Origin of the sequence: uncultured Sulfitobacter sp. (assembly GCF_947497275.1) — a bacterium.
In the GTDB taxonomy this organism is placed as follows: Bacteria; Pseudomonadota; Alphaproteobacteria; order Rhodobacterales; family Rhodobacteraceae; genus Sulfitobacter.
This window is the reverse complement of record NZ_CANMFS010000005.1, coordinates 121,096-143,885: the sequence shown is the minus strand read 5'-3', so window position 1 is coordinate 143,885 and position 22,790 is coordinate 121,096. Positions and strand designations below refer to the sequence as shown.

At 59.8% G+C, this 22,790-nt stretch carries 28 protein-coding genes; 16 read left to right on the top strand and 12 right to left on the bottom strand.

What is annotated here, in order from left to right; all coding sequences use genetic code 11:
* Positions 1–37: 37 nt before the first annotated feature.
* Together Q1A06_RS12240 and Q1A06_RS12235 are read left to right on the top strand one after the other, a co-directional pair.
* The gene (locus tag Q1A06_RS12240) at positions 38–523 is read left to right on the top strand and encodes a GNAT family N-acetyltransferase (protein ID WP_299563777.1); all 486 of its coding nucleotides are present in this window, start codon (positions 38–40) and stop codon (positions 521–523) included.
* Positions 524–649: 126 nt separating this feature from the next.
* Positions 650–1,270 (top strand): class I SAM-dependent methyltransferase, encoded by a 621-nt coding sequence (locus tag Q1A06_RS12235; RefSeq protein WP_299563774.1) that lies wholly within the window; start codon positions 650–652, stop codon positions 1,268–1,270.
* A 456-nt stretch (positions 1,271–1,726) separates the two neighbouring features.
* Here the strand turns inward: Q1A06_RS12235 and Q1A06_RS12230 are convergent, their stop codons facing one another.
* Positions 1,727–2,170: a BrnA antitoxin family protein gene (locus Q1A06_RS12230; protein WP_299563771.1), complete on the bottom strand. Its 444-nt coding sequence runs from the start codon at positions 2,168–2,170 to the stop codon at positions 1,727–1,729.
* Between the two features lie 179 nt (positions 2,171–2,349).
* Here Q1A06_RS12230 and Q1A06_RS12225 point away from each other — a divergent pair, with 179 nt between their 5' ends.
* Positions 2,350–3,474 (top strand): beta-ketoacyl-ACP synthase III, encoded by a 1,125-nt coding sequence (locus Q1A06_RS12225; protein ID WP_299563768.1) that lies wholly within the window; start codon positions 2,350–2,352, stop codon positions 3,472–3,474.
* A gap of 41 nt (positions 3,475–3,515) precedes the next feature.
* On the opposite strand, the gene Q1A06_RS12220 is transcribed toward Q1A06_RS12225, so the two are convergent.
* On the bottom strand, positions 3,516–3,977 hold the full coding sequence (locus Q1A06_RS12220) for a hypothetical protein (protein ID WP_299563765.1): 462 nt from the start codon (positions 3,975–3,977) through the stop codon (positions 3,516–3,518).
* Positions 3,978–4,113: 136 nt separating this feature from the next.
* Here Q1A06_RS12220 and Q1A06_RS12215 point away from each other — a divergent pair, with 136 nt between their 5' ends.
* Complete coding sequence (locus tag Q1A06_RS12215) at positions 4,114–4,695, top strand: thymidine kinase (RefSeq protein WP_299563762.1); 582 nt, start codon at positions 4,114–4,116, stop codon at positions 4,693–4,695.
* Here Q1A06_RS12215 and Q1A06_RS12210 read toward each other — a convergent pair.
* From Q1A06_RS12210 to Q1A06_RS12190, 5 genes are all read right to left on the bottom strand, one after another.
* Positions 4,692–5,642 (bottom strand): D-glycerate dehydrogenase, encoded by a 951-nt coding sequence (locus Q1A06_RS12210; RefSeq protein ID WP_299563759.1) that lies wholly within the window; start codon positions 5,640–5,642, stop codon positions 4,692–4,694. The two genes, Q1A06_RS12215 and Q1A06_RS12210, sit on opposite strands and share 4 nt — an antisense overlap.
* A complete protein-coding gene (locus Q1A06_RS12205) occupies positions 5,639–5,977 on the bottom strand; it encodes a tRNA-binding protein (protein WP_299563756.1) in 339 nt (112 codons plus the stop codon). Before Q1A06_RS12205 ends, Q1A06_RS12210 begins: the two co-directional genes overlap by 4 nt.
* Positions 5,970–6,785 (bottom strand): pyrroline-5-carboxylate reductase, encoded by an 816-nt coding sequence (gene proC / locus Q1A06_RS12200; protein ID WP_299563754.1) that lies wholly within the window; start codon positions 6,783–6,785, stop codon positions 5,970–5,972. Before proC ends, Q1A06_RS12205 begins: the two co-directional genes overlap by 8 nt.
* 32 nt (positions 6,786–6,817) lie before the next feature.
* On the bottom strand, positions 6,818–7,318 hold the full coding sequence (locus tag Q1A06_RS12195; RefSeq protein ID WP_299563752.1) for a YbjN domain-containing protein: 501 nt from the start codon (positions 7,316–7,318) through the stop codon (positions 6,818–6,820).
* 345 nt (positions 7,319–7,663) lie between these two features.
* The gene (locus Q1A06_RS12190) at positions 7,664–7,906 is read right to left on the bottom strand and encodes an accessory factor UbiK family protein (RefSeq protein ID WP_299563749.1); all 243 of its coding nucleotides are present in this window, start codon (positions 7,904–7,906) and stop codon (positions 7,664–7,666) included.
* Between the two features lie 91 nt (positions 7,907–7,997).
* On the opposite strand from Q1A06_RS12190, the gene lgt reads away from it, so the two are divergent.
* The 3 genes from lgt to pgeF are packed head-to-tail and all read left to right on the top strand — an operon-like array spanning position 7,998 to position 10,704.
* On the top strand, positions 7,998–8,894 hold the full coding sequence (gene lgt, locus Q1A06_RS12185; protein WP_299563746.1) for a prolipoprotein diacylglyceryl transferase: 897 nt from the start codon (positions 7,998–8,000) through the stop codon (positions 8,892–8,894).
* The gene (locus tag Q1A06_RS12180; protein ID WP_299563743.1) at positions 8,891–9,952 is read left to right on the top strand and encodes an SAM-dependent methyltransferase; all 1,062 of its coding nucleotides are present in this window, start codon (positions 8,891–8,893) and stop codon (positions 9,950–9,952) included. Before lgt ends, Q1A06_RS12180 begins: the two co-directional genes overlap by 4 nt.
* Positions 9,949–10,704 (top strand): peptidoglycan editing factor PgeF, encoded by a 756-nt coding sequence (gene pgeF, locus Q1A06_RS12175; protein WP_299563740.1) that lies wholly within the window; start codon positions 9,949–9,951, stop codon positions 10,702–10,704. The genes Q1A06_RS12180 and pgeF overlap by 4 nt, the downstream gene beginning before the upstream one ends.
* 250 nt (positions 10,705–10,954) lie before the next feature.
* Here the strand turns inward: pgeF and Q1A06_RS12170 are convergent, their stop codons facing one another.
* Positions 10,955–11,092 (bottom strand): hypothetical protein, encoded by a 138-nt coding sequence (locus Q1A06_RS12170; protein ID WP_299563737.1) that lies wholly within the window; start codon positions 11,090–11,092, stop codon positions 10,955–10,957.
* 409 nt (positions 11,093–11,501) lie between these two features.
* Here Q1A06_RS12170 and Q1A06_RS12165 point away from each other — a divergent pair, with 409 nt between their 5' ends.
* Entirely contained in the window at positions 11,502–12,218 is a 717-nt protein-coding gene (locus tag Q1A06_RS12165; protein ID WP_299563734.1) for a Hint domain-containing protein, read from the top strand.
* Between the two features lie 47 nt (positions 12,219–12,265).
* On the opposite strand, the gene Q1A06_RS12160 is transcribed toward Q1A06_RS12165, so the two are convergent.
* Complete coding sequence (locus Q1A06_RS12160) at positions 12,266–12,766, bottom strand: Lrp/AsnC family transcriptional regulator (protein WP_299563731.1); 501 nt, start codon at positions 12,764–12,766, stop codon at positions 12,266–12,268.
* A 263-nt stretch (positions 12,767–13,029) separates the two neighbouring features.
* Between Q1A06_RS12160 and trxB the strand changes: the two genes are divergently transcribed.
* The 5 genes from trxB (at position 13,030) to Q1A06_RS12135 (ending at position 19,103) form a co-directional block, all read left to right on the top strand.
* Positions 13,030–14,034 (top strand): thioredoxin-disulfide reductase, encoded by a 1,005-nt coding sequence (gene trxB / locus Q1A06_RS12155; protein ID WP_299563728.1) that lies wholly within the window; start codon positions 13,030–13,032, stop codon positions 14,032–14,034.
* A 193-nt stretch (positions 14,035–14,227) separates the two neighbouring features.
* Complete coding sequence (locus tag Q1A06_RS12150) at positions 14,228–15,940, top strand: bifunctional sulfate adenylyltransferase/adenylylsulfate kinase (RefSeq protein ID WP_299563725.1); 1,713 nt, start codon at positions 14,228–14,230, stop codon at positions 15,938–15,940.
* Between the two features lie 127 nt (positions 15,941–16,067).
* A complete protein-coding gene (locus tag Q1A06_RS12145) occupies positions 16,068–17,291 on the top strand; it encodes a PhnD/SsuA/transferrin family substrate-binding protein (RefSeq protein ID WP_299563722.1) in 1,224 nt (407 codons plus the stop codon).
* Positions 17,292–17,409: 118 nt separating this feature from the next.
* Positions 17,410–17,874: a DsrE family protein gene (locus Q1A06_RS12140; protein WP_299563719.1), complete on the top strand. Its 465-nt coding sequence runs from the start codon at positions 17,410–17,412 to the stop codon at positions 17,872–17,874.
* Between the two features lie 158 nt (positions 17,875–18,032).
* The gene (locus Q1A06_RS12135) at positions 18,033–19,103 is read left to right on the top strand and encodes a YeeE/YedE family protein (protein ID WP_299563717.1); all 1,071 of its coding nucleotides are present in this window, start codon (positions 18,033–18,035) and stop codon (positions 19,101–19,103) included.
* A gap of 9 nt (positions 19,104–19,112) precedes the next feature.
* Here the strand turns inward: Q1A06_RS12135 and Q1A06_RS12130 are convergent, their stop codons facing one another.
* The 3 genes from Q1A06_RS12130 to Q1A06_RS12120 all read right to left on the bottom strand — a co-directional run bounded on the left by Q1A06_RS12130 (position 19,113) and on the right by Q1A06_RS12120 (position 20,710).
* Positions 19,113–19,988 carry a PhzF family phenazine biosynthesis protein gene (locus tag Q1A06_RS12130; protein WP_299564260.1) on the bottom strand — a complete coding sequence of 292 codons (876 nt, stop codon included), beginning with the start codon at positions 19,986–19,988 and terminating at the stop codon, positions 19,113–19,115.
* Between the two features lie 83 nt (positions 19,989–20,071).
* On the bottom strand, positions 20,072–20,293 hold the full coding sequence (locus Q1A06_RS12125; protein ID WP_299563714.1) for a DUF1150 family protein: 222 nt from the start codon (positions 20,291–20,293) through the stop codon (positions 20,072–20,074).
* A gap of 3 nt (positions 20,294–20,296) precedes the next feature.
* Positions 20,297–20,710, bottom strand: a complete 414-nt coding sequence (locus tag Q1A06_RS12120; RefSeq protein WP_299563711.1) for an Hsp20 family protein — start codon at positions 20,708–20,710, stop codon at positions 20,297–20,299.
* Between the two features lie 172 nt (positions 20,711–20,882).
* Between Q1A06_RS12120 and Q1A06_RS12115 the strand changes: the two genes are divergently transcribed.
* From Q1A06_RS12115 to Q1A06_RS12105, 3 genes are all read left to right on the top strand, one after another.
* Positions 20,883–21,107: a DUF465 domain-containing protein gene (locus Q1A06_RS12115; RefSeq protein WP_299563708.1), complete on the top strand. Its 225-nt coding sequence runs from the start codon at positions 20,883–20,885 to the stop codon at positions 21,105–21,107.
* 129 nt (positions 21,108–21,236) lie between these two features.
* On the top strand, positions 21,237–21,725 hold the full coding sequence (gene purE / locus Q1A06_RS12110) for a 5-(carboxyamino)imidazole ribonucleotide mutase (RefSeq protein WP_299563705.1): 489 nt from the start codon (positions 21,237–21,239) through the stop codon (positions 21,723–21,725).
* On the top strand, positions 21,718–22,785 hold the full coding sequence (locus tag Q1A06_RS12105; RefSeq protein WP_299563702.1) for a 5-(carboxyamino)imidazole ribonucleotide synthase: 1,068 nt from the start codon (positions 21,718–21,720) through the stop codon (positions 22,783–22,785). Before purE ends, Q1A06_RS12105 begins: the two co-directional genes overlap by 8 nt.
* Positions 22,786–22,790: the final 5 nt, after the last annotated feature.

Sequence of the window (22,790 nt, the reverse complement as noted above, 5' to 3'; positions counted from 1 at the left end):
GATGGAATTGGTTCATTCCACAGGCTATCATACCAAAATGGATATTCCCGAACTTGGTCCAGATATTACATTCCCTAGACTGGGGCCGCATTTCGAAGACGAGGAGTTTGCCTTCGAAGCTAAACATGCGGCGATGGGGCCGCATATTGTTCCGCGATGGGGGTGGGACGACGCGTTTCAACGCGATTTACACCTCAAGCGATATTCTCAGAAACCCTTCTCCGAGATCCGACAGGGGGCTAACCGACTTGGAACACTGTCCTTTCAGACATTTCCTGATCACATCAGATTTGGGGAATTCTATTTGTTTCCCAAGTTCCAACGCCAAGGGATCGGCTCAAGAGTTCTGAAGCACTGCCTGTTGATCGCCGATGAGTTGCGACTGCCTGTCAGGCTTGAACACTTACATTGGAACCCGGTCGGCGCACTCTATCGTCGCAACGGGTTTGAAGAAATCGAACAGTCGGACATTCACTGCTTTATGGAACGCCCCGTGCCTAAGCGGACGCCATCGGGTAATTAGGGCTTGAACCTGACTTCCACGACCTTCCAGAAAGGCGGGTCTGCATCTCTGGAGTCCGCTATACTGAATGGCGTGGCCGTTTGTGATGACACCTTGATCTGGTGATGATCGAAAGTGAATATACCAATGCCTGAAAATGCTGCCGACGCCATCATACACCTTTATCAGGAAAATGCCTCATCCTGGAATGGTCTGCGGACGCAAACGCTCTTTGAACAGCTCTGGCTGGATCGGTTTCTCGCACTCACGCTGAGCGGTGGGCGAAATATTCTGGACCTTGGTTGTGGCTCGGGTCAACCGATTGCGAGGTATTTCATCGACAACAAGTGTCAGATCACCGGCGTTGACGGTGCCGCTGCAATGACCAACATTGCGCGGAAGAGCTTTCCCGAACACACGTGGATAGCCGCTGATATGCGTAACCTGCCGTCATTGGGAAAATTTCATGGCGTGATAGCGTGGCACAGCTTTTTCCACCTAACGCCCGAAGATCAGCGCCCGATATTCAAAACCTTCAGCCGTCTCTGCTGTCCCGGTGCAGCCTTGATGTTCACCAGTGGCACATCGCTGGGCGAAGCAATTGGGACATACGCAGGCCAGCCTTTGTATCATGGAAGCTTGGACAGCACCGAATATCGCCACCTATTGCAGGAGAATGGCTTCGAAGTGATTGATCATGTCAAAGAAGATCCAACATGTGGTGGAGCGACTATCTGGCTGGCCCAGAAGATGTTGAACATCGACTGAAGGCTCGGAACTGACATTCACGGCAGGTTCAAGATCCACCTATATCGGTGAAAAATCTGGGCGTTAGGCGTTGCAGCTGGCGAGCAATCGCTTTCGTTGCCCCGCGTGAGCGACGAGTTGCTTTGGTGACTTTTTTGGGTTCACCTCTTCATTCCGGTACGAGCCTCACGAGGCGTTTGAGGCTCTGGGCAATTTCACTTTAGGGGCCGAGGGACCCTGTTACAGCGATATAACTGACCTTAGCCCGCAAACGACATTGGAAACGATTCACCACCGAAAACGATCATGAGGCGCGCCACGCGATCTCTGACAGAACCACGACTCCGGACGAACAGACAGCAATGCCGCTCGACCCAGCCGCAATCAGAGAACCGTTTGTGTACCGGTGGCCCTGAAGTCGCCATCGCTGACTGCGCTGCGGATCGTCGCTGTGCGCACGTGCTAAACCCTTCTTCATCACTCCTCCCCTTCTTCCAGATACCGCATCCCCTCCACATCAAAGATCCGCCCATCGGCTCCACGCACCAGATTGCGATCGCTCAGCTCCTGGTCTCCCAGCCGTGTGCGCCACTCCGTTCGCATCAGCTCCAGGTCGATATCGCCCGCGTCCGGTCCCTTGATCAGCGCCGCCAGCCGTCCGTGCATCCACGCCGACAGAACGTCGTTCATCCGCTGCTGGTACCCCGGCCCCATCTTGCGAAAGAACTTTACCACGTCCTCCTCCAGCCTGATCGTCAGCCGCGTCTTGGCTTGCCGCGTTTTGCCCTGCGCAATCTCGTGCCACGCGTCGGGCACCCGCCCCGCGTCGATCATCTCGCGGTGCAGGTCCCATTCGATCTGTTTCATCAGATCGACAAAATAGTTAAAGTGCTCTTGCTGTATCCTGCCCCGTCCCGCCATGCCGCGTTCCTTCTCAGATTTCCCATGGGCAGTTTGCAAAATTTTGGTTAAAAACGTGCGAACAAAGCGTATGCACGTCCGGTGTACGCGCAGTGTACATCCTGTGCCATTTCGCCTCGAATGGTGTTATCCACAGCAATTCACCGCGCCAACCATCTGACCATAAAGAGGATTTCAAGATGTACACACCCGCGATCACTGGAACCGGCGTCTTTACCCCGGATCAGGTCATCACGAATGCCGAACTGGTCAAAGCATTCAACGCCTATGTGGATATCTACAACGCCGAACACAGCGACGAAATCGCCGCCGGGACGCTGCCGGCCAAAGACCCCTCGTCGGAGGAATTTATCCTCAAGGCGTCCGGCATAGAACAGCGGTATGTCATTGATAAGACGGGAATCCTCGATCCCCATATCATGCATCCCCTGCTCCGCCAACGCACCGACGACGAGCCTTCCTTGATGGCGGAAATGGCCCTTGATGCCGCGCAAAAGGCGCTGGCCGCCGCGGGCAGGACGGCTGCAGACGTCGACGCCGTGATCTGCGCCGCCTCTAATCTCGAACGCGCCTATCCTGCAGTCGCTATCGAGATACAGGACCTGTTGGAAATCAATGGCTTCGCCTTCGATATGAACGTCGCCTGCTCCTCCGCGACGTTCGGAATACAGGCCGCCGCCGACATGATCCGCTCCGGCTCAATCCGCAGCGCCCTGATCGTCAACCCCGAGATCTGCTCCGCCCATCTCGAATGGCGCGACCGCGACTGTCACTTCATTTTCGGGGACGTTGCAACCGCTATGTTGATTGAGCGCAGCGAGGATGCTTCGGGTCCCTATTTTGAAATAAAATCAACGCGCTGCGCGACCGAGTTCTCGAATAATATCCGCAACAACAACGGCTTCTTGCGCCGCTCGCGCCCCGATGGCGTTGCAGACCGCCGCGATATGCAGTTCATGCAAAACGGGCGAAAGGTCTTTAAGGAGGTTCTGCCGATGGTCAGTGACCATATCGCAGGGCATCTGGCAGAAACTGGCGTCGAAGCATCTGATCTCAAAAGGCTTTGGCTGCATCAGGCGAACAAATCCATGAACGACTTCATTGGCCGCAAGGTTTTGGGCCGTGTTCCGGAACCCGGAGAACAGCCGAATATTCTGCAAGACTATGCGAATACCTCGTCCGCAGGTTCGATCATCGCCTTTTCCAAATATTCCGACGATCTCAAAGACGGCGAGACGGGCCTCATCTGCTCTTTCGGCGCAGGATACTCGGTAGGCTCAGTCGTCGTCCAAAAGCACGGCTGACCGTCGTAGCACCCTTCGCCATCGCGTTGAATAAAAAGGGGTCAGCGCCCGCTTTCGTCTTCCAGATGCAGCTTCATATCGACAAGCACCTGCTGGAGTTGCGATGTCTCCCTGAGCAACCGCTTCGCCTCGGTTACGGTAATTAACCCGTCGGTAATGGATTGCTGATACTCTGCCATCAACATCGCAAACCGCTGGCTCAGCGCGATCACGTCTGAATTGACACCGCCGGTTGACATATCGTTCGGTCGCCTTGCGTCGAAATCGATATGCGCACCCGAAAGTTCCGCAAGGGCTTGCGTCACATGGGGAAATCCGGCCACAGCTTCCAGCTGCGCCACCGCATCAACCGGCATGAAGCGATCCGCGTGCTCGTCATGATCCGAATAGTACCGCCCGATCGTGGCTTTCGATTTGCCAGTCGCGTCGCAGGCAGCTTCCACTCCCACCGCCTTGACCAACGCTTCGGTGTGTTTCTTCAAATAGCTACCGGCCGCACGCATCGTTCAATCCCTGACTGCCCTCATCCGGGCAACCGTACAAACAACGCCCTGCCAGTCCTAGTGCATTCTGCACGCCCTTTCTGAAAACCGCCGCGAACCCCTTGCGATGAACGTTTGTGAGCGTGTAAATGCCGCCATGGCAAAGCTGTATTTCAATTACTCCACCATGAACGCGGGCAAATCCACCCTGTTGCTGCAAGCTGCGCACAACTACATGGAACGAGGCATGGCGACCTATTTGCTCACCGCGCAGTTTGACAACCGCGCCGGAGAAGGCCGTATTTCATCGCGCATCGGTATCGGCCAGAATGCAGATACATTCGCGACGGACGAAGACCTGTTTTCGAAGATCAAGCAGCGTATTGCAGCCCAGCCTTGCGCCTGCGTTTTTGTGGATGAAGCGCAATTTCTCAGCGAAAATCAAGTCTGGCAACTTGCCCGTGCCGTCGATGACCTGCGCGTGCCGATCATGTGTTACGGCTTGCGCGTCGACTTCATGGGCAAGCTTTTCCCCGGATCGGCTGCGTTGCTGGCGCTATCGGACGAAATGCGCGAAATTCGGACAATCTGTCACTGCGGGAAAAAGGCAACGATGGTGGTGCGGCAGGACTCCGAGGGGCGCGTCCTGCGTGAGGGAGCACAGGTAAAGATCGGGGGCAACGAAACCTACGTCTCACTGTGCCGCAAGCATTGGCGGCGGGCCGTGGAGGATCTCTAAACCACGTTGGGCGGCGTTTCGTCGTTCAGAAATGCTTGTATATTTCGAACAACCATAAGGCCCATATCCACACGTACCTCCCGTGTTGCCGTGCCTAAATGCGGCAACAGCACTACGTTATCCAGAGCGCGCAAGCTCTCTGGCACCTCCGGTTCGAACTCATAAACGTCTAGCCCGGCACCCCCTATCGAGCTCGCTTTCAAAGCGTCGATCAGGGCGGTTTGTGACACAACATCGCCGCGCGCGATGTTGATCAAACGCGCATGCTGCCGCATCGCCGCCAGCACGTCAGCATTGATCAAATGATGGGTTTGCGGACCGCCCGGAACCGCGACGACAAGAACATCCACTTCACCCGCCAATGCCACGATATCATTGTGGTATCTGGCGTCAAAGGTCAGCTCCTTGCGGGTCCGGCTGTGATAGGCCACCGACATACCGAAACCGAAATGACAGCGCCGTGCGATAGCCTCGCCGATGCGGCCCATTCCGACAATTCCAACGGCTTTTCCGCTTAGGTGCAGGCCGAGCATCTGTGTCGGATGCCAACCCTCCCAGTTCCCCGACCGGACCAGACGCTCGCCTTCTCCGGCGCGCCGCGCGCTCACCAACATCAGTGTCATTGCAATATCCGCAGTGGCATCGGTGACGGCGCCGGGCGTGTTGGTGATCGTAATGCCAGCAGCTTTCGCCGCGTCAACGTCGATATGGTTGTACCCGACCCCGAAATTCGCCAGCAGCCGGCACCGCGGGTTGGGCACATCGTCGAAAACGTCGGCCGAAAAGCGATCTCCGAGGGTTGGCATCACGACGTCGAAATCGCGCAGCGCGTCGCGCATCTCGTCCGCGGCCAGCGGTTGGGTCCGGTCCCGCCGCACGACATCGAAACTGCTCAGAGCGGCATAAACTTCATCCGGCAAAATTCTGGAAATCAATACCCTTTTCAATGCATCCGCCCTCCTGCCGGGGTCTCGTGATCCGGCGCGACCAACACGACCGCGCCGTTTTCATCCGGTACTCCCAAAACTAGAACCTCGGACATGAAGGGCCCGATTTGCCGGGCGGGAAAGTTCACAACTGCCATCACCTGACGACCGATCAGCCCCTCCGGCGTGTAATGCACCGTAAGCTGTGCCGATGTCTTGCGCACCCCGATGTCATCGCCAAAATCGATCCACAGCTTGATTGCGGGCTTGCGCGCCTCAGGAAACGGTTCGGCCCGGATGACGCGGCCAGTGCGCACGTCGACCTTCAGGAAATCGTCGAACGAAATGTCATCCATGCGAGAGCTCCCGCGAGCGGTCCGCCGCAGCGGCGACCGTTCGTGCGATCAGCGGCGCAAGGCCCGTCTTTGTGTCCATCAGCACGTCCAGACCCGCTTGGGTCGTCCCGTTCGGGCTGGTCACATTAACGCGCAGCTGGCTGGGATCTTCGTCCGCGGCCATGGCAAGCGCGCCCGCTCCCGCGACTGTGGCCTTGGCCAGTTGCAAGGCAAGGTCGCGTGGCAAACCCTGCGCCGCACCGGCATCGGCGAGCGCTTCCATCATGTGGAAAACATAGGCCGGACCAGAGCCGCTGACGCCGGTGACGGCATCGATCTGTGCTTCTTGCGTCAGCCGCACGACGTCGCCCACCGCCGACAACAGTGTTTCCGCTTCGGCCAATCCATCATCGCCCGCGCGGTCGTTCCCGACGATTGCCGTGATCCCTTTCGAGATCGCAGCAGGGGTGTTCGGCATTGCGCGGACAACCGGGGTCTCGGCACCAAGCGTATTTTCGAAGAATTGGATCGGCGTGCCCGCAGCAACGCTGACGAACAGCGTCTTGCCGTTGCCCATCGCCCGCAACGTCGGCAGCGCGTCGGCCATCATCTGAGGTTTCACCGCCACGAGCACGATCGCCGGATGGGCGGGCATATCCGTGTTCAGGTTGATCCCCTGCGCCTGCACCCAATCCGACGGGTAAGGATCCTGCACCCAGACCGAGGCAGCTGGCAATCCGCGCGCAAGCCAGCCTTCGAGCATGGCAGAACCCATCTTGCCGCACCCCAGCAGTACGAGCCCGTCGCGGGCAATCCGTGTGTCTTTCATGGTATTTCCCCTCATTTCTTCGGGGAACAGGGTTACGCGCGCCCGTAAGCCTCCGCAATGGCGACTTGCAGCGCATCGGCGGGGCTTTTGTCGCCCCAAACGACCAATTGCACTGCCGGATAGTAGCGCTCGGCACTCATCACGGCGGCGGCGATCATCGTGTCGATCTGTTCAGGGCTGGCCACATGACCGCCAGACAGCACAAGTCCGTAGCGGTACACCATCACCTGTTGATCTACCCAATACGTGAAAGCGCCCGCCCAGCAGCGGTCGTTCACATCGTTCAGAAGATGATAAAGGGACGGCAACTTATCCTCTGGCGGCTCCATCTCGAAGGTACAGATCAAACGCAGGGTTTCGTCGAATGCGGACCATGCCAGCGTCACTGAATAGGTCCGCCACTGGCCTTCGACGGCCATCGCGATCTGCTCGTCAGATATGCGGTCGAAATCCCAGTCGTGATAGGCTGCAAGGTTTTCGACGATGTCGATGGGGTGAATATCGTCTTCGATGTACTGCTCGGACAGGGCCATTTTGCCACCTTTTTTTGTTATCGCCTAGCGATGGAGGCCCCGAAACGCCCCCATTGCTTGGGTGCTTCCGCTAGAAAACGCGAACTTGCCTGTGCGTCATACTAGATATGGTGGCGGTCCGAACAGGGTCTGGCAAGTGTTTTTCTGGGGATAACCGCAAATGAATAGTGGATAACGCCAGATATAGCATCGTTTGGACGCCGATTACCTGGTCCGACTGTGTTCGGCGCAAACGCGCTTCGGGCGGCGCGGTGTCCCCGCCCGTCGGGTTATCTGGACGGTCGGTTCAGGATAGCCACATCACACCGGATGAGTGCTGTGCGCCTTGCGGCGCATACGTGGGTCTCAGGATTTGCCTTCGAGCGTCTCGAGCCGCGCCTTGAGGGCCTCGTTCTCTTCGCGCGCTTTCTGCGCCATTGCACGAACGGCATCGAACTCCTCGCGGGTCACGAAATCGCGATCAGCGAGCCAGCGGTCCATCAGACCTTTCATGGCGTTCTCCGCCTCGTCCTTGGCCCCCTGCGCCACGCCCATTGCGTTGGTCATGATCTGGCTGAGGTCGTCGAAAATCTTGTTGCGGGTCTGCATGTTTACTCTCCGGTGACTGTTCCGCCTATATGGGGTGCGACGGGCCTCCGTGCAAGGTTGACTTCCCCGCCCAGCCGCGCTCAATCAGCGCATGATTGCTCTTCTTCCCTTCCCCGACATCGCGCCCGAGATATTCTCGATCTCCCTGTTCGGCATGACATTCGCACTGCGCTGGTATGCGCTGGCCTATATCGTCGGCATCTTGTTGGGCTGGCGGCTGGCCGTGCGCGCCGCTGCTACGCCACGGCTCTGGCCAGCGCAAACCCCCGTCATGTCGCCCGCCCGCCTCGAAGATTTGCTGACATGGATTATCATCGGCGTCATCGTCGGCGGGCGTCTGGGGTATGTCCTGTTCTACCAGCCCGGCTTTTATCTTTCAAACCCAAGCCAGATCATCAAAGTCTGGGAGGGCGGCATGTCGTTTCATGGCGGTGCATTGGGTGTGATACTGGCCGCTCTCTTCTATACGTGGCGGCGGGCCATTCCGAAGATCAGCGCCGGGGATCTGATCGCCCTCGGCATCCCGCCGGGTCTTTTGCTGGGGCGTCTCGCCAATTTCATCAACGCGGAATTGTGGGGAAGGCCCACGGATCTGCCGTGGGGTGTCGCATTTCCGACCGAGGCGGCGCAGTACTGTCCGCAGGTGGTCGGCCTGTGTGCACGGCATCCTTCGCAGCTGTATGAGGCGGCTCTCGAAGGGGTTGTCTTGGGCGGCGTTCTGATCTGGCTGGCCTGGCGCAAGAGGGCGTTCAAGACGCCCGGTGTGATCATGGGAACGTTCCTCGCCGGCTATGGCATCGCGCGCTTTCTGGTCGAGTTGGTGCGCCAGCCCGATGCGCAATTCGTCTCGCCCAGCAATCCGTTGGGCTATGTGTGGCAGATCGGCGATCTGGGACTGACAATGGGTCAAATCCTCAGTCTGCCAATGATTGCCGTGGGTGGGCTGCTGATCCTGCGCGCCCGCCGTCTGCCGCGCACCGAACCATGAGCCTGCGCGACATATTGATCGCGCAGATCCGCAGCGAAGGGCCGATGCGTGTCAGCGATTACATGGCCGCCTGCCTGCTGCACCCCACCCACGGATACTACACAAACCGCGCTCCCTTTGGCAGCGCGGGCGATTTCGTAACGGCACCGGAGATCAGCCAGATGTTCGGCGAAATGATCGGCCTGTCGCTCGCGCAGGCGTGGCTGGACCGGGGTGCGCCGGATACCTTTACGCTGGCCGAACTTGGGCCTGGACGCGGCACCTTGATGGCCGACATCCTGCGCGCGACACGCGGCGTGCCGGGGTTTACCGAAGCGGCGCAGATCGTCCTTTACGAAGCATCGCAGGCCCTGCGCGGCGTGCAGGCCGAAACGCTGTCGCACCACCGCCCCCGCTGGATTTCGAAAATAGAGGACCTGCCGGAACAGCCGACCTTCCTGATCGCCAACGAATTTTTCGATGCGCTGCCGGTGCGCCAGTTCGTGCGCGATGGCGACGGCTGGCGCGAGCGGCAGGTGGGGCTGGCAGGCGACGATCTCGTCTTCGGGCTGGGTCCGGCACAGCCGCAACCCGTGCTTGTGCACCGGCTGGACGACACCCGCGACGGAGACCTGATCGAACATTGCCCCGGTCTTGCGCCGGTGCTGGGCATCGTCGCCGACCGGATCGCGCGTCACGGCGGTGCCGCGCTGATCGTGGATTACGGCGACTGGCGGTCGTTGGGCGATACGTTGCAAGCGGTGCGCGACCACGACGCGACAGACCCGCTGGCCACCCCCGGCACCGCGGATCTGACCGCGCATGTGGACTTCGAGGCGCTGGTTTCGGCCTGCGGTCAATGCACGCACAGCCGTGTCACACCGCAGGGCGTTTTCCTAGAACGGCTGGGCATTACAGCGCGTGCGCGGGCGCTTTCCGACCGGCTGAGCGGACCGGCACTCGAAAGCCACATCGCGGCACATCGGCGGTTGACGCACCCTCAGGAAATGGGAAACCTGTTCAAGGTGATCGGTGTGGTTGCCCCAGAGGACGCGATGCTGCCCGGATTGGAAACATGACGCTCGAAATTCTTACCAGTGACGCTTTGGCTAATGTCAAACACGGCTTTTTTACCCGCCGCGGCGGTGCGTCGTCGGGCGTTTTCTCGGGGCTGAACTGCGGTCAAGGCTCTACCGATCAGACCGAAATCGTCTCTATCAACCGCGCACGTGTCGCAGCCGCGATGGGGGTGACGCCCGATCATCTGATCGGCGCGCACCAAGTGCATTCCGCCACCGCGCTGCCGGTTGCAGGACCATTGGCAAACAAGCCCCGCGCCGATGCGCTGGTGACGAAAACACCGGGTCTTGCCCTGTCGGTGCTCAGCGCCGATTGCCAGCCGGTGCTGTTCGCCGAGCAGGCGGCCGGTGTCATCGGGGCAGCCCACGCCGGGTGGCGCGGCGCGCTTGACGGTATCCTGGAGGCGACGGTGGAAGCGATGATTGCCCTCGGCGCCACACGCGAGAAGATCACCGCTGTGATCGGGCCCTCCATCAGCCAGCGCGCCTATGAGGTCGGGCCGGAGTTCATGGACTGTTTTCTGGACGAAGACCCGGACTTTGCCCGCTACTTCATCAATGGCGAAGGCGACAGGATGTTGTTCGACCTTCCCGGCTTTGGATTGAACCGGTTGCGCGCGGCGGGCGTTGGCCACGCGGAATGGACGCGCCATTGTACGTTTTCCGATCCGGACAGATTTTATTCCTATCGGCGGACGACGCGCGCAAAAGAAGCCGACTATGGCCGGCTGATCGCATCCATCGCGCTTTGAAAACCGGCAAGAATGCGGCGCGCGGTGCCCGGATACGGCCCCAAACGATTGATGCGATTTGGGAAACGCACTGTTGAACGGCACCGATTCCGGCACGAAGCAGTTGATTTCATCTATGTATCAACTGCCAAAAACAATTTGACCGAGCGGCCTTAATTCGGCCTCGCCGATCTGGGGGTTTTCTGAAACTTTTCCGACAATGCCAAAAACCGGCCCTATTGCCCGGTCATAATGATTTCCACAGAGGCATTCAGCCGCACATCACCAGAGCAACGGGAAACAGGGCTATGAAAACCAACGCACGCTTCATCAAATCGATCACGAAGGCCGCCGCCGAGAATGACACGGTCATGCCTTGGGCGCGTAGCACAAGGCGCGCGGCGTTCATCGCCAAACGTCAATCGGCCGCGTTGCCACTGCGCAAGACAGCCTGACCCTCGCTCCGGGGGCACCTGCCCCGACACCAGATTCACGCAGCCCCTGCGCACGGTTGATTCGTGCGCGGGGGCTTTCTCGTTGCGCGAGAATATGGCGCTGCGCACGCGCTTCATCGAAACAAATTCGATAAATTCATCGGTATTGGTGCCCTGGCAGCGCCCGATGTCGCGAAAACTTTGACAATGCGTTCGGATCATGGCGAATTAGGCCTCACCAAAGACATGAAATGACCAATCTGTTATTTCCGTCGTTGTCGGTGGGGGCCGACGCGGATGTGACCAACCCGTTAAGGTGTTCGCATGACATTAACTGCCAATCCTGTTGCCGCGCGTGCGTCGGTGCGCGCTGAAAGATTCGGAATGACCCACTCTTCATTGACGTCTTCCAAAGGTGAAAAGCCTGCCGTGCAGTTGCCCAAGCGGTCGTACGAAGTTGCGGCGCTGCGCACGGACGGCTCGCTTTTTATCGGGCAAAGCACCGCACCGACGACCCCGCTGTTCGAGAGTGCTTTTTCCGCGTTCACCCATGGCAGCCTGATCCGGACCACGATGGGGCCCGTCGCCGTCGAGGATCTGCAACCGGGCGACATGATCCACACATCGACGGGCGAGCCCGCCGAGCTTGCGTGGATCGGCACATCGACGTTCTCGCCCGCCGACACCGGCAAGCGGACCCCGTTGATCCGGATCATGCCCGACAGTCTGGGCCCGTCGCGGCCCGAACGGTCGCTGACCGTGGGACCGGGCGCGCGCATCCTGCACACCCCGCCCGCCCTGCGCGGCATTGCGGACGGCAAGCAGCTGCTAACGCCCGCGTCGCGTTTCGTCGATGGGGTCAACGTCATTCAGGTCACGCCGCCGACACCGACGCGCCTGTTTCATATCTGCCTGACCCGCCATGCGGCGATATCGGTGGACGGCATCGAAATGGAGACGTTTCATCCCGGCACCCAGGCACCGCGCGACGTCAGTTATTCGATCCGGGACCGCTTTCTCTCGCTTTTCCCGCAGATCAGCCATGTTTCTGATTTCGGACCGCTGGCCCATCCGCGCGCACCGGAAACCGACACACACTAGCGCGCTTCGTGACCCACCGGACGGAGCAACCGATCCGGCGTGGCGGTTCAGGCCTCGACGCGCAGGCGCTCTTCGAGCACGTCGAAAGGCACGCCCGGCTCATCCTTGGCATCCCTGATCACAAGGCTGGTCTTGACGCTGGCCACGTTCGGGGCGGTCAGCAGCTTGCCGGTAAGAAAACTCTGAAAGCTCGACAGGTCGGGAGCTACGCATTTGAGCATGAAATCAACCTCGCCGTTGAGCATGTGGCACTCGCGTACCAACGACCAGCCGCGACAGCGTTCTTCGAACGCGGATAGATCCGCTTCGGCCTGACTGTTCAGGCCGACCATCGCGAATACCTGCACTTCGAAACCAAGCTCGCGCGCGTCGACATCCGCATGATAGCCTTTGATGAAGCCCTGCTCTTCGAGGGTGCGCACGCGGCGCAGGCAAGGCGGCGCGGAAATCCCCACCCGTTTGGCCAGTTCGACGTTGGTCATACGCCCGTCCGCCTGCAATTCAGCCAGAATTTTCCGGTCAATCGGATCAAGCCGTGGCCCTGCCATATATCCCCCTACAGATTTGCGATTGTTATACGCCTAACCGCTGTGCGCGCAACATTGTTTCGCGCTTACGCAATATTCTATACGCGCAACACTTGCCAGAAGGATTCGTTGCCTTGCGGCCCTTCCCCCGTGATTTCCGGATTCGAGCGGCCCGCATTTTCGTACGTCGCAATAGCGGCACGCGTACACGCGTGGGGTTTAAGCCCGTCGGCGGCATGTATATATCCTTTGCAACCAATTCAGATTCCCAAAGGGGGCGCCACATGGCCGAGACTCGCAAGACCAAGCTTTTGATCATTGGTTCCGGCCCTGCCGGATATACTGCCGGCGTTTACGCCAGCCGCGCCATGCTCGATCCGATCCTCGTGCAGGGGATCGAGCCGGGCGGGCAGCTCACGACCACTACCGAGGTCGAGAACTGGCCCGGTGACACCGAGGTACAAGGCCCCGATCTGATGGTGCGCATGGAAGCGCACGCCAAGGCGATGGGTACCGAGATCATCGGCGATATCATCACCGATCTGGACCTGTCAAAGAGCCCGTTCACCGCGAAAGGTGACAGCGGAACGACGTATTTGGCCGACGCCCTTGTCCTCGCCACCGGGGCACGGGCGAAATGGCTTGGATTGGAGAGCGAAGAGAAGTTCAAGGGCTTCGGCGTTTCGGCCTGTGCAACCTGTGACGGCTTTTTCTATCGCGGACAGGAGATCGTGGTGATCGGCGGCGGCAACACCGCGGTCGAAGAGGCGCTGTTCCTCACCAATTTTGCTTCCAAGGTGACGCTGATCCACCGTCGCGACGAATTGCGCGCCGAGAAGATCCTGATCGACCGGCTGATGAAGAACCCCAAGATCGAACCGCTGTGGTTTCACCAGCTTGATGAAGTCTATGGCACAGACAATCCGCTGGGCGTCGAAGGCGTGAAAGTGAAACACACCAAAACCGGCGAGATCACGGATATTCCGTGCAAGGGTGTTTTTGTGGCCATCGGCCATGCGCCGGCGAATGAACTGGTGAAAGACACTCTCGAAACGCACATGGGCGGGTATGTCGTGACCAAGCCGGACAGCACCGAAACCTCCATTCCCGGTGTTTTCGCCGCTGGCGACCTGACCGATCACAAGTATCGTCAGGCCGTGACCTCTGCGGGCATGGGGTGCATGGCCGCGCTGGAAGCGGAGCGTTTTCTGGCAGAGCATGGCGATGACGAGGGCAAGGACACGTCGCTTCCCTTAGGGTATGGTGCACCGGTCAAAGAGGGCGCCTAGCGCTCGGTCTGCATCAATCGGCGGGAGCGTTCTTTGCGTCGCTCCCGTCTGTGTCACCAAAACACTGTAAATATCTCACGCGCGGCAATGAATTGCGCAAAAAATTCGCTGCCGACTTGATTCTGACTGCATCCGGGGTCTAGGAGGCGGAGAACGGCGGCACGAGGCCGCGATCCCTGATGTGAGCAAACCGATGCAAATTCCCAATCTCGCCCCCCTTCCCGAACTCTACGTCTCATACGACTCCGCGCAAAAGCTGAAAGCGGAAGCGGGCGATCTGGCCAGTCACGATCTGACTCCGCGACAGATCTGCGATCTGGAGTTGCTGATGAACGGCGGCTTCAACCCGCTCAAGGGGTTCCTGAGCGAGGCGGATTACGACAGCGTAGTGGAAAACATGCGTCTGGCGGATGGCCAGCTTTGGCCAATGCCGATCACCCTCGATGTGACCGAAGCCTTTGCGGACAAGCTGGAAATCGGGCAGGACATCGCGCTGCGCGATCAGGAAGGCGTGATCCTCGCCACGATGACGGTGACCGACCGGTGGGTGCCGAACAAGGCCCATGAGGCGGAAAAGGTGTTCGGGGCCGACGACGATGCGCACCCGGCCGTCAACTATCTGCACAATCAGGCGGCCAAGGTCTATCTGGGCGGTCCGATCACCGGCATCCAGCAGCCGGTCCACTATGATTTCAAGGCGCGCCGCGATACACCGAACGAGTTGCGCGCCTATTTTCGCAAGATGGGCTGGCGCAAGGTTGTCGCGTTCCAGACCCGCAACCCGCTGCACCGTGCGCATCAGGAGCTGACCTTTCGCGCCGCGCGCGAGGCGCAGGCGAACCTGCTGATCCATCCCGTCGTCGGTCTGACCAAACCCGGCGATGTTGATCACTTTACCCGCGTGCGCTGCTACGAGGCGGTGCTGGACCAGTACCCGCAGGCCACCACGTCGATGTCCCTGCTGAATCTCGCGATGCGCATGGCGGGTCCGCGCGAAGCGGTCTGGCACGGTCTGATCCGCAAGAACCACGGCTGCACCCATTTCATCGTCGGCCGCGATCACGCTGGCCCGGGCAAGAATTCCGCCGGTGACGATTTCTATGGCCCCTATGACGCGCAGGATCTGTTCCGCGAACACGAGGCCGAAATGGGCATCGAGATGGTCGATTTCAAACACATGGTCTGGGTGCAGGAACGCGCCCAGTATGAGGCGATGGACGAGATCGCGGACAAGGACGATGTCACGATCCTCAACATCTCGGGCACCGAATTGCGCCGCCGCCTACAGGAAGGTCTGGAGATCCCCGAATGGTTCTCTTTTCCCGAAGTGGTGGCCGAGCTGCGCCGCACCCGCCCCCCGCGCGCGCAACAGGGCTTTACCGTATTTTTCACCGGCTTCTCGGGCTCGGGCAAATCGACCATCGCGAACGCCTTGATGGTCAAACTGATGGAACAGGGCGGACGCCCGGTGACGCTGCTGGATGGTGATATCGTGCGCAAGAACCTCTCCTCCGAGTTGGGCTTTAGCAAGGAACACCGTGATCTGAACATCCGCCGCATCGGTTATGTCGCGAGCGAGATCACCAAGAACGGCGGCATCGCCATCTGCGCACCCATTGCGCCCTATGCCACCACCCGCCGTGCGGTGCGCGAGGATGTTGAATCTTTCGGTGCCTTCGTTGAAGTCCATGTCGCCACCTCGATCGAGGAATGCGAACGCCGCGACCGCAAGGGGCTGTACAAACTGGCCCGTGAAGGCAAGATCAAGGAGTTCACCGGCATCTCCGATCCGTATGACGTGCCCGAAAGCCCCGAATTGTCGGTCGAGACGGAAAACGTGGATGTCGACAACTGCGCGCATCAGGTACTGCTGAAACTCGAAAGCATGGGCCTTATCAAGGGCTGACCGATCCGTCGTATCCCAGCTAGGCCAGCCATCGCGGCTGGCCGTTTTGCGCGACGTTGACCGCCACAGCTGCGACCACTTGCCACGCCGACCACTACCTGCGTAGGATTGGGTGCGGGGGCGTATCATGTACAAGTTTTTCCTGGTTTGCTGCGTTGCAGGTCTTTTCTTGCAAGGGGGTGCTGCAGCGCAAGACAGCCGGAAAGAGGCGCACATCGGCGTGCTTGCATACCGCGGATCGGAACAGATCCAACTGCGGTGGCTTGCGCTGAGCGAGTATCTGAACGCCACAATTCCGGATTGGTCCTTCCACATCGTTCCGATGACGCTTTCTTCGGCACAGACGCAGATCAACACGGGTCAGCTTGATTACATCGCTACCAATCCTGGACATTTCGTTACCCTGAACCGGGCCAACAGGATGAGCGTTCTTGCATCGCGCGCGCAGCAAAAATCGGACGGAACCTTTGCGGGGCAATTCGGCAGCACCATCATTGCCCGCAAGGGTACCGGCATCGAAGGTCTTCAAGACATTTCGATGCGCTCGGTGTCGGCGGTCGATCTCAGCGCGTTCGGCGGTTTCCAGGTGGCATGGTACGAAATCGACCGCGCCGGTGTAGATATTTTCGCGGAAGATGTTCAGTTGAAATTCATTGGCTTCCCGATGGACGAAATCGTTCTGCAGGTCGCGCGCGGCGAGGCCGACATAGGGATCGTCCGAAGCGGTCTGATCGAAGAGATGGCCCTGGAAGGACGTATCGATCCTGACAGCTTCACCTACCTCAATGCCAACGTCACATATAGTCACCCCGACCGGATCAGCACGGGGCTGTACCCCGAATGGCCTTTCGCCGCCCTCGCCTCCGCTGATCCGGCGCTGAACGACCGTGTGACGCTCGCTCTCCTGATGGCGCAGGGTAGCGATTTGGCGCAGGTGCACGGCATGGTCGATATGTGGACCGCACCGGTCCCCTACCACAGCGCCGCCGAATTGACCGATGCGTTTCAGGCGCGGCTGGCGCTATTGAATGAGAAGCGGGATCGGCCCACGCGTTTTGTCGTGATACCCTTGCTAGTGCTTGTTCTCGCGGCTTGCGTCCTATACTGGCGCCGTCGGATCGCACCTCCCGCGCGTACCCCAAATGCTGTCATCGCAGGTGACAAGAGCAGTGCTGCCGGTCTGACCCCGCGCGAACGCGAAATCCTTGATCTGGTCGCCCGGGGAAACTCGACGAAGGAGATCGCGATCCAGCTTGGCATCAGCCCCAAGACGGTCGAATTTCACCGCGCCAATCTGTTGCGCAAATTCGGGGCGCGCACGTCCAGCCAGCTTGTCGCGCTGGCAACCTAGGGAATTCCCCGGTGCCATTTTGGGCGGAAAACCGGTGGTTGCCACGGGGTGTCACTGAACCCAAGACGTGTAATGATGCGGCAGCCCGGACATAAGGGCGAAACCCAGGGAGGAAGACATGAAACGCATCTATACACTTTGCGCGGCACTCGGACTGTTGGCAGCGACGCTTGTTGCGCAGACGACTGACGCGCAGGCGAACGAGCGCTACGGCAAGCAGAAAGTCGTCTATCATATCAATTACGACGGTGGGCAGGATGACAAGGCGTACCGAGGTGCGCTGCGCAATATCCAGAACCACATCAATGCGGTCGGTGCGGAAAATATCGAAGCCAAACTTGTACTTCACGGTAACGGCCTCGGGCTTTTGTCGCAGGCGAAATCCAACGAGATGCTGCAAGGGCAGGTTCTGGAACTGAAAGGTCAGAACGTCGCGGTGCATGTCTGCAACAACACACTAAAGGGGCGAAATATATCGTACGAGAACGATCTGTTCGACGTGTTCGAGGAAGACATCGTGCCGAGCGGCGTTGCGGAACTCTCGCATCTGCAGCAAATGGGATACACCTATATCAAGCCGTAAGGGTCGATGCCGCGCCGGCCGATCACGTTTCCGGCCGGCGCCGCGCGCTATCTTGTATGGGTCCGTCCAATCACCTCGACCCGGCACTGTTTGTATGACCCAGATCAAGGTATCGCTGCGGGATCTGCTTCATATTTCGGTCCGAAAGGACCGCCGACATGGATTCAATCACATATCTTGATACTCTGGGAGAGCCCGCCGTTGCGGCCCTCGCAGGTGTGTTGACGGGCATCATTTTCGGCACCTCTGCCGAGCAAAGCGAATTCTGTTTGCGCGCCGCTGCGGTCGAGGTCGCGCGCGTGTCTTTGGGTCCGCGCATGGCAGTGTGGTTGCTGACGTTTTCCACGGCGCTGCTTTGGACCCAGGGCATGCATCTTTTCGGGATCATCGATCTGGGCACCAGCCGATGGCTGTCCGCACCGGGCACATTGTCGGGAGCAATCATCGGCGGCGCCGTTTTCGGGGTCGGCATGATCCTCGCGCGCGGCTGTCCCGGCAGGCTTTTGGTGCTCGGATCCACGGGCAACCTTCGCGCAATCCTGTCCGGGTTGGTTTTCGCGGTGGTGGCCCAGATGAGCTTGCACGGCGCGCTGTCACCCGTCAGAGAGTACATTTCCGGCGGCTGGATCACGTCAGGACCCAATCCCAACATACTTTGGGAACTGGGATTACCGGTGGGAAGCGGCATCGTGGTCGCCCTCGTGTTCGCGGTCTTGGCGCTGGTCATTGCGAAACGCAATACGGTGTCGTGGGTCACGTTACTTTTCGGTTGCGGTGTGGGATTCGCCGTCGCCGTCGGCTGGCTTCTCACCTATGCGCTCTCCCAGATCAGCTTTGATCCGGTACCAGTGGGAAGCTTGACTTTCTCTGGACCGTCGGCAGACACGCTGATGTATCTGCTGTCGGACAACGCGGTTCTTGAATTCGACGTCGGCCTCATTCCGGGCGTGGCGGTCGGTGCCTTCTTGTCAGCGCTGTTGTCTGGGCGTCTTGCCTGGCAGGGCTGGGATGGCGAGAAGTCAATGCGCCGCTATCTGCTTGGTGCCGGGCTGATGGGATTCGGCGCGATGACAGCGGGCGGCTGTACAATCGGTGCAGGCGTTACCGGCGGGTCGACGTTCGCGCTGACCGCGTGGGTGGCGCTGGTGTCGATGTGGGTGTCAGGGATGATTACCGACAAGCTGCTTGACCAGCGGCCCGAACAGTCGGCGACGCCCGCCACACTGTAAGGCGCTGGCCTAGTCCAGAAAGGCGTGACCGGACATCACGACGACCCCTTGCCCCGAAACCTCGACGCCGGATATCGCGTCACGCGGGCCTAGTACCCGCACCTGCGCCTGCCCCGGCCGGCCGATCCCGTGTCCCTGTTGCGCGACGAAATCGGGCCTTTCGATCAATCCATGCGCCCAAAGGTACGCCGCCATGCAGCCGGTCGCCGAGCCGGTAAAAGGATCCTCCGGCGGGCTGGGCGGAACAAGCACGAGCCGCGCGAAGGTATCGCCCGCCGACGTGGCACCTTCGCGCGTGACCCAGAACGGCTCCATCACGTCTGTGCTGTGATAGCCAAGCGCCCGGGCATAGGTTTCCATTGCGTCAGAGTCGAGACGCACCCGTTCGAGCGTGGCCAGATCTTTGACCAGGGCGATACAGAACGGCAGCCCGGTCGAGACGATTTGCGGCGGATGAACGATGTCGTCAGCCGCCAGCCCTCCGACCGCTGCAACGATGCCCGCGTCAGGGCACGTCCCGAAGACCGGCGCGTTCTGCGTCATCGTTACGGACGTGCCATGCACAGTGACCGGTATGATACCTGCCGCCGTTTCAAGCGTCAGCGGCCCGTCGGCGATCATGCCACGCGTGCGCATCGCCACCACCGTCGCGACGGTGGGATGACCAGCAAAGGGGATCTCTCGACTGGCAAGGAAGTACCGCACGCGAATGTCGGCGATGTCGGACGGACCGGTGAAGGTGCATTCCACCAACGACGTCTCGCGCACATAGGCCGTGCAGACATCATCGGGCAGCAATGCGCCGCCGTGGACCACCGAACAGCCGTTGCCGCCGAATGGCGTATCGGTGAACGCATCTACCCAGTCGAATTCGAATGCCATTATACCCTCACAGAAAAAGGCCACAGGATCCTGCGGCCTTCGTCATTTTTCATCGGTACCGGTATCCGGTCAACCGCGCATCGCGGTCAGTGCACCAGAACCGGAGCGTAGTTGTGCTCGCGCGCCAGCTCGAAGGCCAGTTTGCGGTCGCCCACAAGTGCCAGTTGCTGGCCCTGCGCATCGTGCACCGCGTAAAGCTGCTCCAGGCCTTCGGCCTGATCGCGCACCTCACGGGGCAGATCCGTCACGGCGATCGTCTTGACGTAGACTGTGCGGTCTGTCCCGCCCGTCGCTTCAAGGTTATCCATGTCTTACCCCTTTCGAATGTTTATGGTCTGAACAACTGTTTCCGGCTTGGCCTGAGTCAAGTCTACATGCAGCAAACCGTTCTCCATCAGGGCCTCGCCCACTTCGACCCCTTCAGCCAACACAAAGCTGCGCTGAAACTGGCGGCCCGCGATGCCGCGGTGCAAGTACACACGGCCTTCGCTGTCGTCCGATTGTCTGCCCCGGATGACCAACTGGCGGTCCTCAACGGTAATGGACAGATCATCTTGCGCAAACCCTGCCACCGCAAGCGTTATGCGATAGCTCAGATCCGAGGTCTGCTCGATATTGAAGGGCGGATACCCTTCGTTGCCGGATTTTGCGCTGCGTTCCAGCACCCGCTCCAGCTGTTCAAATCCCAACATATGGGGATAGGAGGCCAGCGTTAGTTTCGTCATCTGCGACACGTCCTTATCATCTCAAGCGACAGTCAGAGCGGCCCCGTTGTGGCAACCGCCTGAAGCAAATATGGGGAGCGCGAGGCCAGCGCGCAAGGGCTAGGCGACAAAGCGGTTAAGCATTATGGTCCAATGCGCAGCACCGGGTCAGAATCAGAGAAGCCAGACAGCGATGAACGCGCAAGACGATCTTTCGATGAAAAACGACGATGTCCTCAGGGTCGAATTGGAAGTGTTCCGGTGCGAACACCGCGATCTTCATGACGCCATCGCGGCGCTGAACGACCGTGGCACCGCCGATCAGCTCACACTGCAACGGCTGAAAAAGCGCAAATTGCACCTGAAAGACAAGATCGCCCAGATCGAGGACCGCCTCCTTCCCGATATCATCGCCTGATACGGCGCCGCGCGGGCGGGATTTGCCAACGGCGCTGTCATGGACCGAAAATTGCCGTTCTGCGCATTGCCAGTGCGTATGCGTTGGCTATAGTGCCGCTTTCAGCATTGTCTTCAAAGGCGAATACATATGAGCACACCCGTCGTCGGAATAATTATGGGATCCCAGTCCGACTGGTCTACCATGCGCGAGGCAGCTCTCATGCTCGAAGAATTCGGCATCGAACACGAGACGCGTATCGTCTCTGCGCACCGGACGCCGGACCGGCTTTGGGACTACGGCAAAACGGCCGTGTCGCGGGGGTTGCAGGTGATCATCGCCGGTGCCGGCGGGGCCGCACATCTGCCCGGCATGATGGCGTCCAAGACCCGCGTGCCCGTCATCGGTGTGCCCGTGCTGACCAAGGCGCTGTCGGGTGTCGACAGTCTCTATTCCATCTTGCAGATGCCACGCGGCTTTCCTGTCGCCACGATGGCCATCGGGCCTGCGGGGGCTGCCAACGCCGCCCTGATGGCTGCCGGTATATTGGCACTTCAGGACGCCGCACTGGCCGCGCGTCTCGACGATTGGCGCGCGGCACTCTGCGCCTCCATTCCGCAGGAGCCCACAGATGACTGACCCCTTGCCCACCGGTGCAACCATCGGCATCCTCGGAGGCGGCCAATTGGGGCGGATGCTCAGCGTGGCCGCGGCCCGCCTCGGACTGCGCACCCATATCTTCGAGCCAGGCGCGGACGCCCCGGCCGGCGATGTCGCTCACGAGGTCACGACCGCCTCCTACGAGGATGAAAGCGCCCTCACCGCTTTTGCGCAATCCGTCGATCTGGTGACATTCGAGTTCGAGAACGTACCGACCTCGGCGCTTGATCTGATCGAGGCCATCGTGCCGATCCATCCCAATCGCGGTGCGTTGGGTACATCGCAGGATCGGCTTACGGAGAAGACTTTTCTGCAAGACCTCGGCCTCAGCGTCGCGCCCTTTGCGGATATTACCGATGAGGCCAGTCTGAACGCCGCGCTTGCGCGGATCGGCGCGCCCGCGATCCTGAAAACCCGTCGCTTCGGCTATGACGGCAAAGGGCAGGTCCGTCTGCAAAGCGCCGACGATGCCAAGGTGGCCCTTGCCGAAATCGCGGGTGCGCCTGCGATCCTCGAAGGGTTTGTCGATTTCAGTGCAGAAATTTCAGTTATCGCCGCGCGCAATCCGCAGGGCGAAGTGGCCTGTTACGATCCGGGGATGAACGCCCATCGCGATGGCATCCTGCATACGACGACAGTGCCGGCCCAAGTTTCCGCCAACTTGCGCACAGATGCCGTTTTGCTGGCGGCCAAGATACTGAATGCACTGGATTATGTCGGTGTCATGGGGGTTGAGCTATTCGTCACATCGCGCGGATTGATCGTAAACGAAATCGCGCCGCGTGTGCACAACTCCGGCCACTGGACCCAGAACGGCTGCGCCGTCGACCAGTTTGAGCAGCACATCCGCGCCATCGCGGGTTGGCCTCTGGGGGATGGATCGCGTCATTCTGACGTGACGATGGAAAACCTGATCGGCACCGATGTGGCGCGGGTGTCCGAGCTTGCTAGGGAGCGTAACTGCGCCTTACATCTCTACGGTAAAACGCAGGTCAAGGCGGGTCGCAAAATGGGGCACGTCAACCGGATCATCGGCTGAAGCGC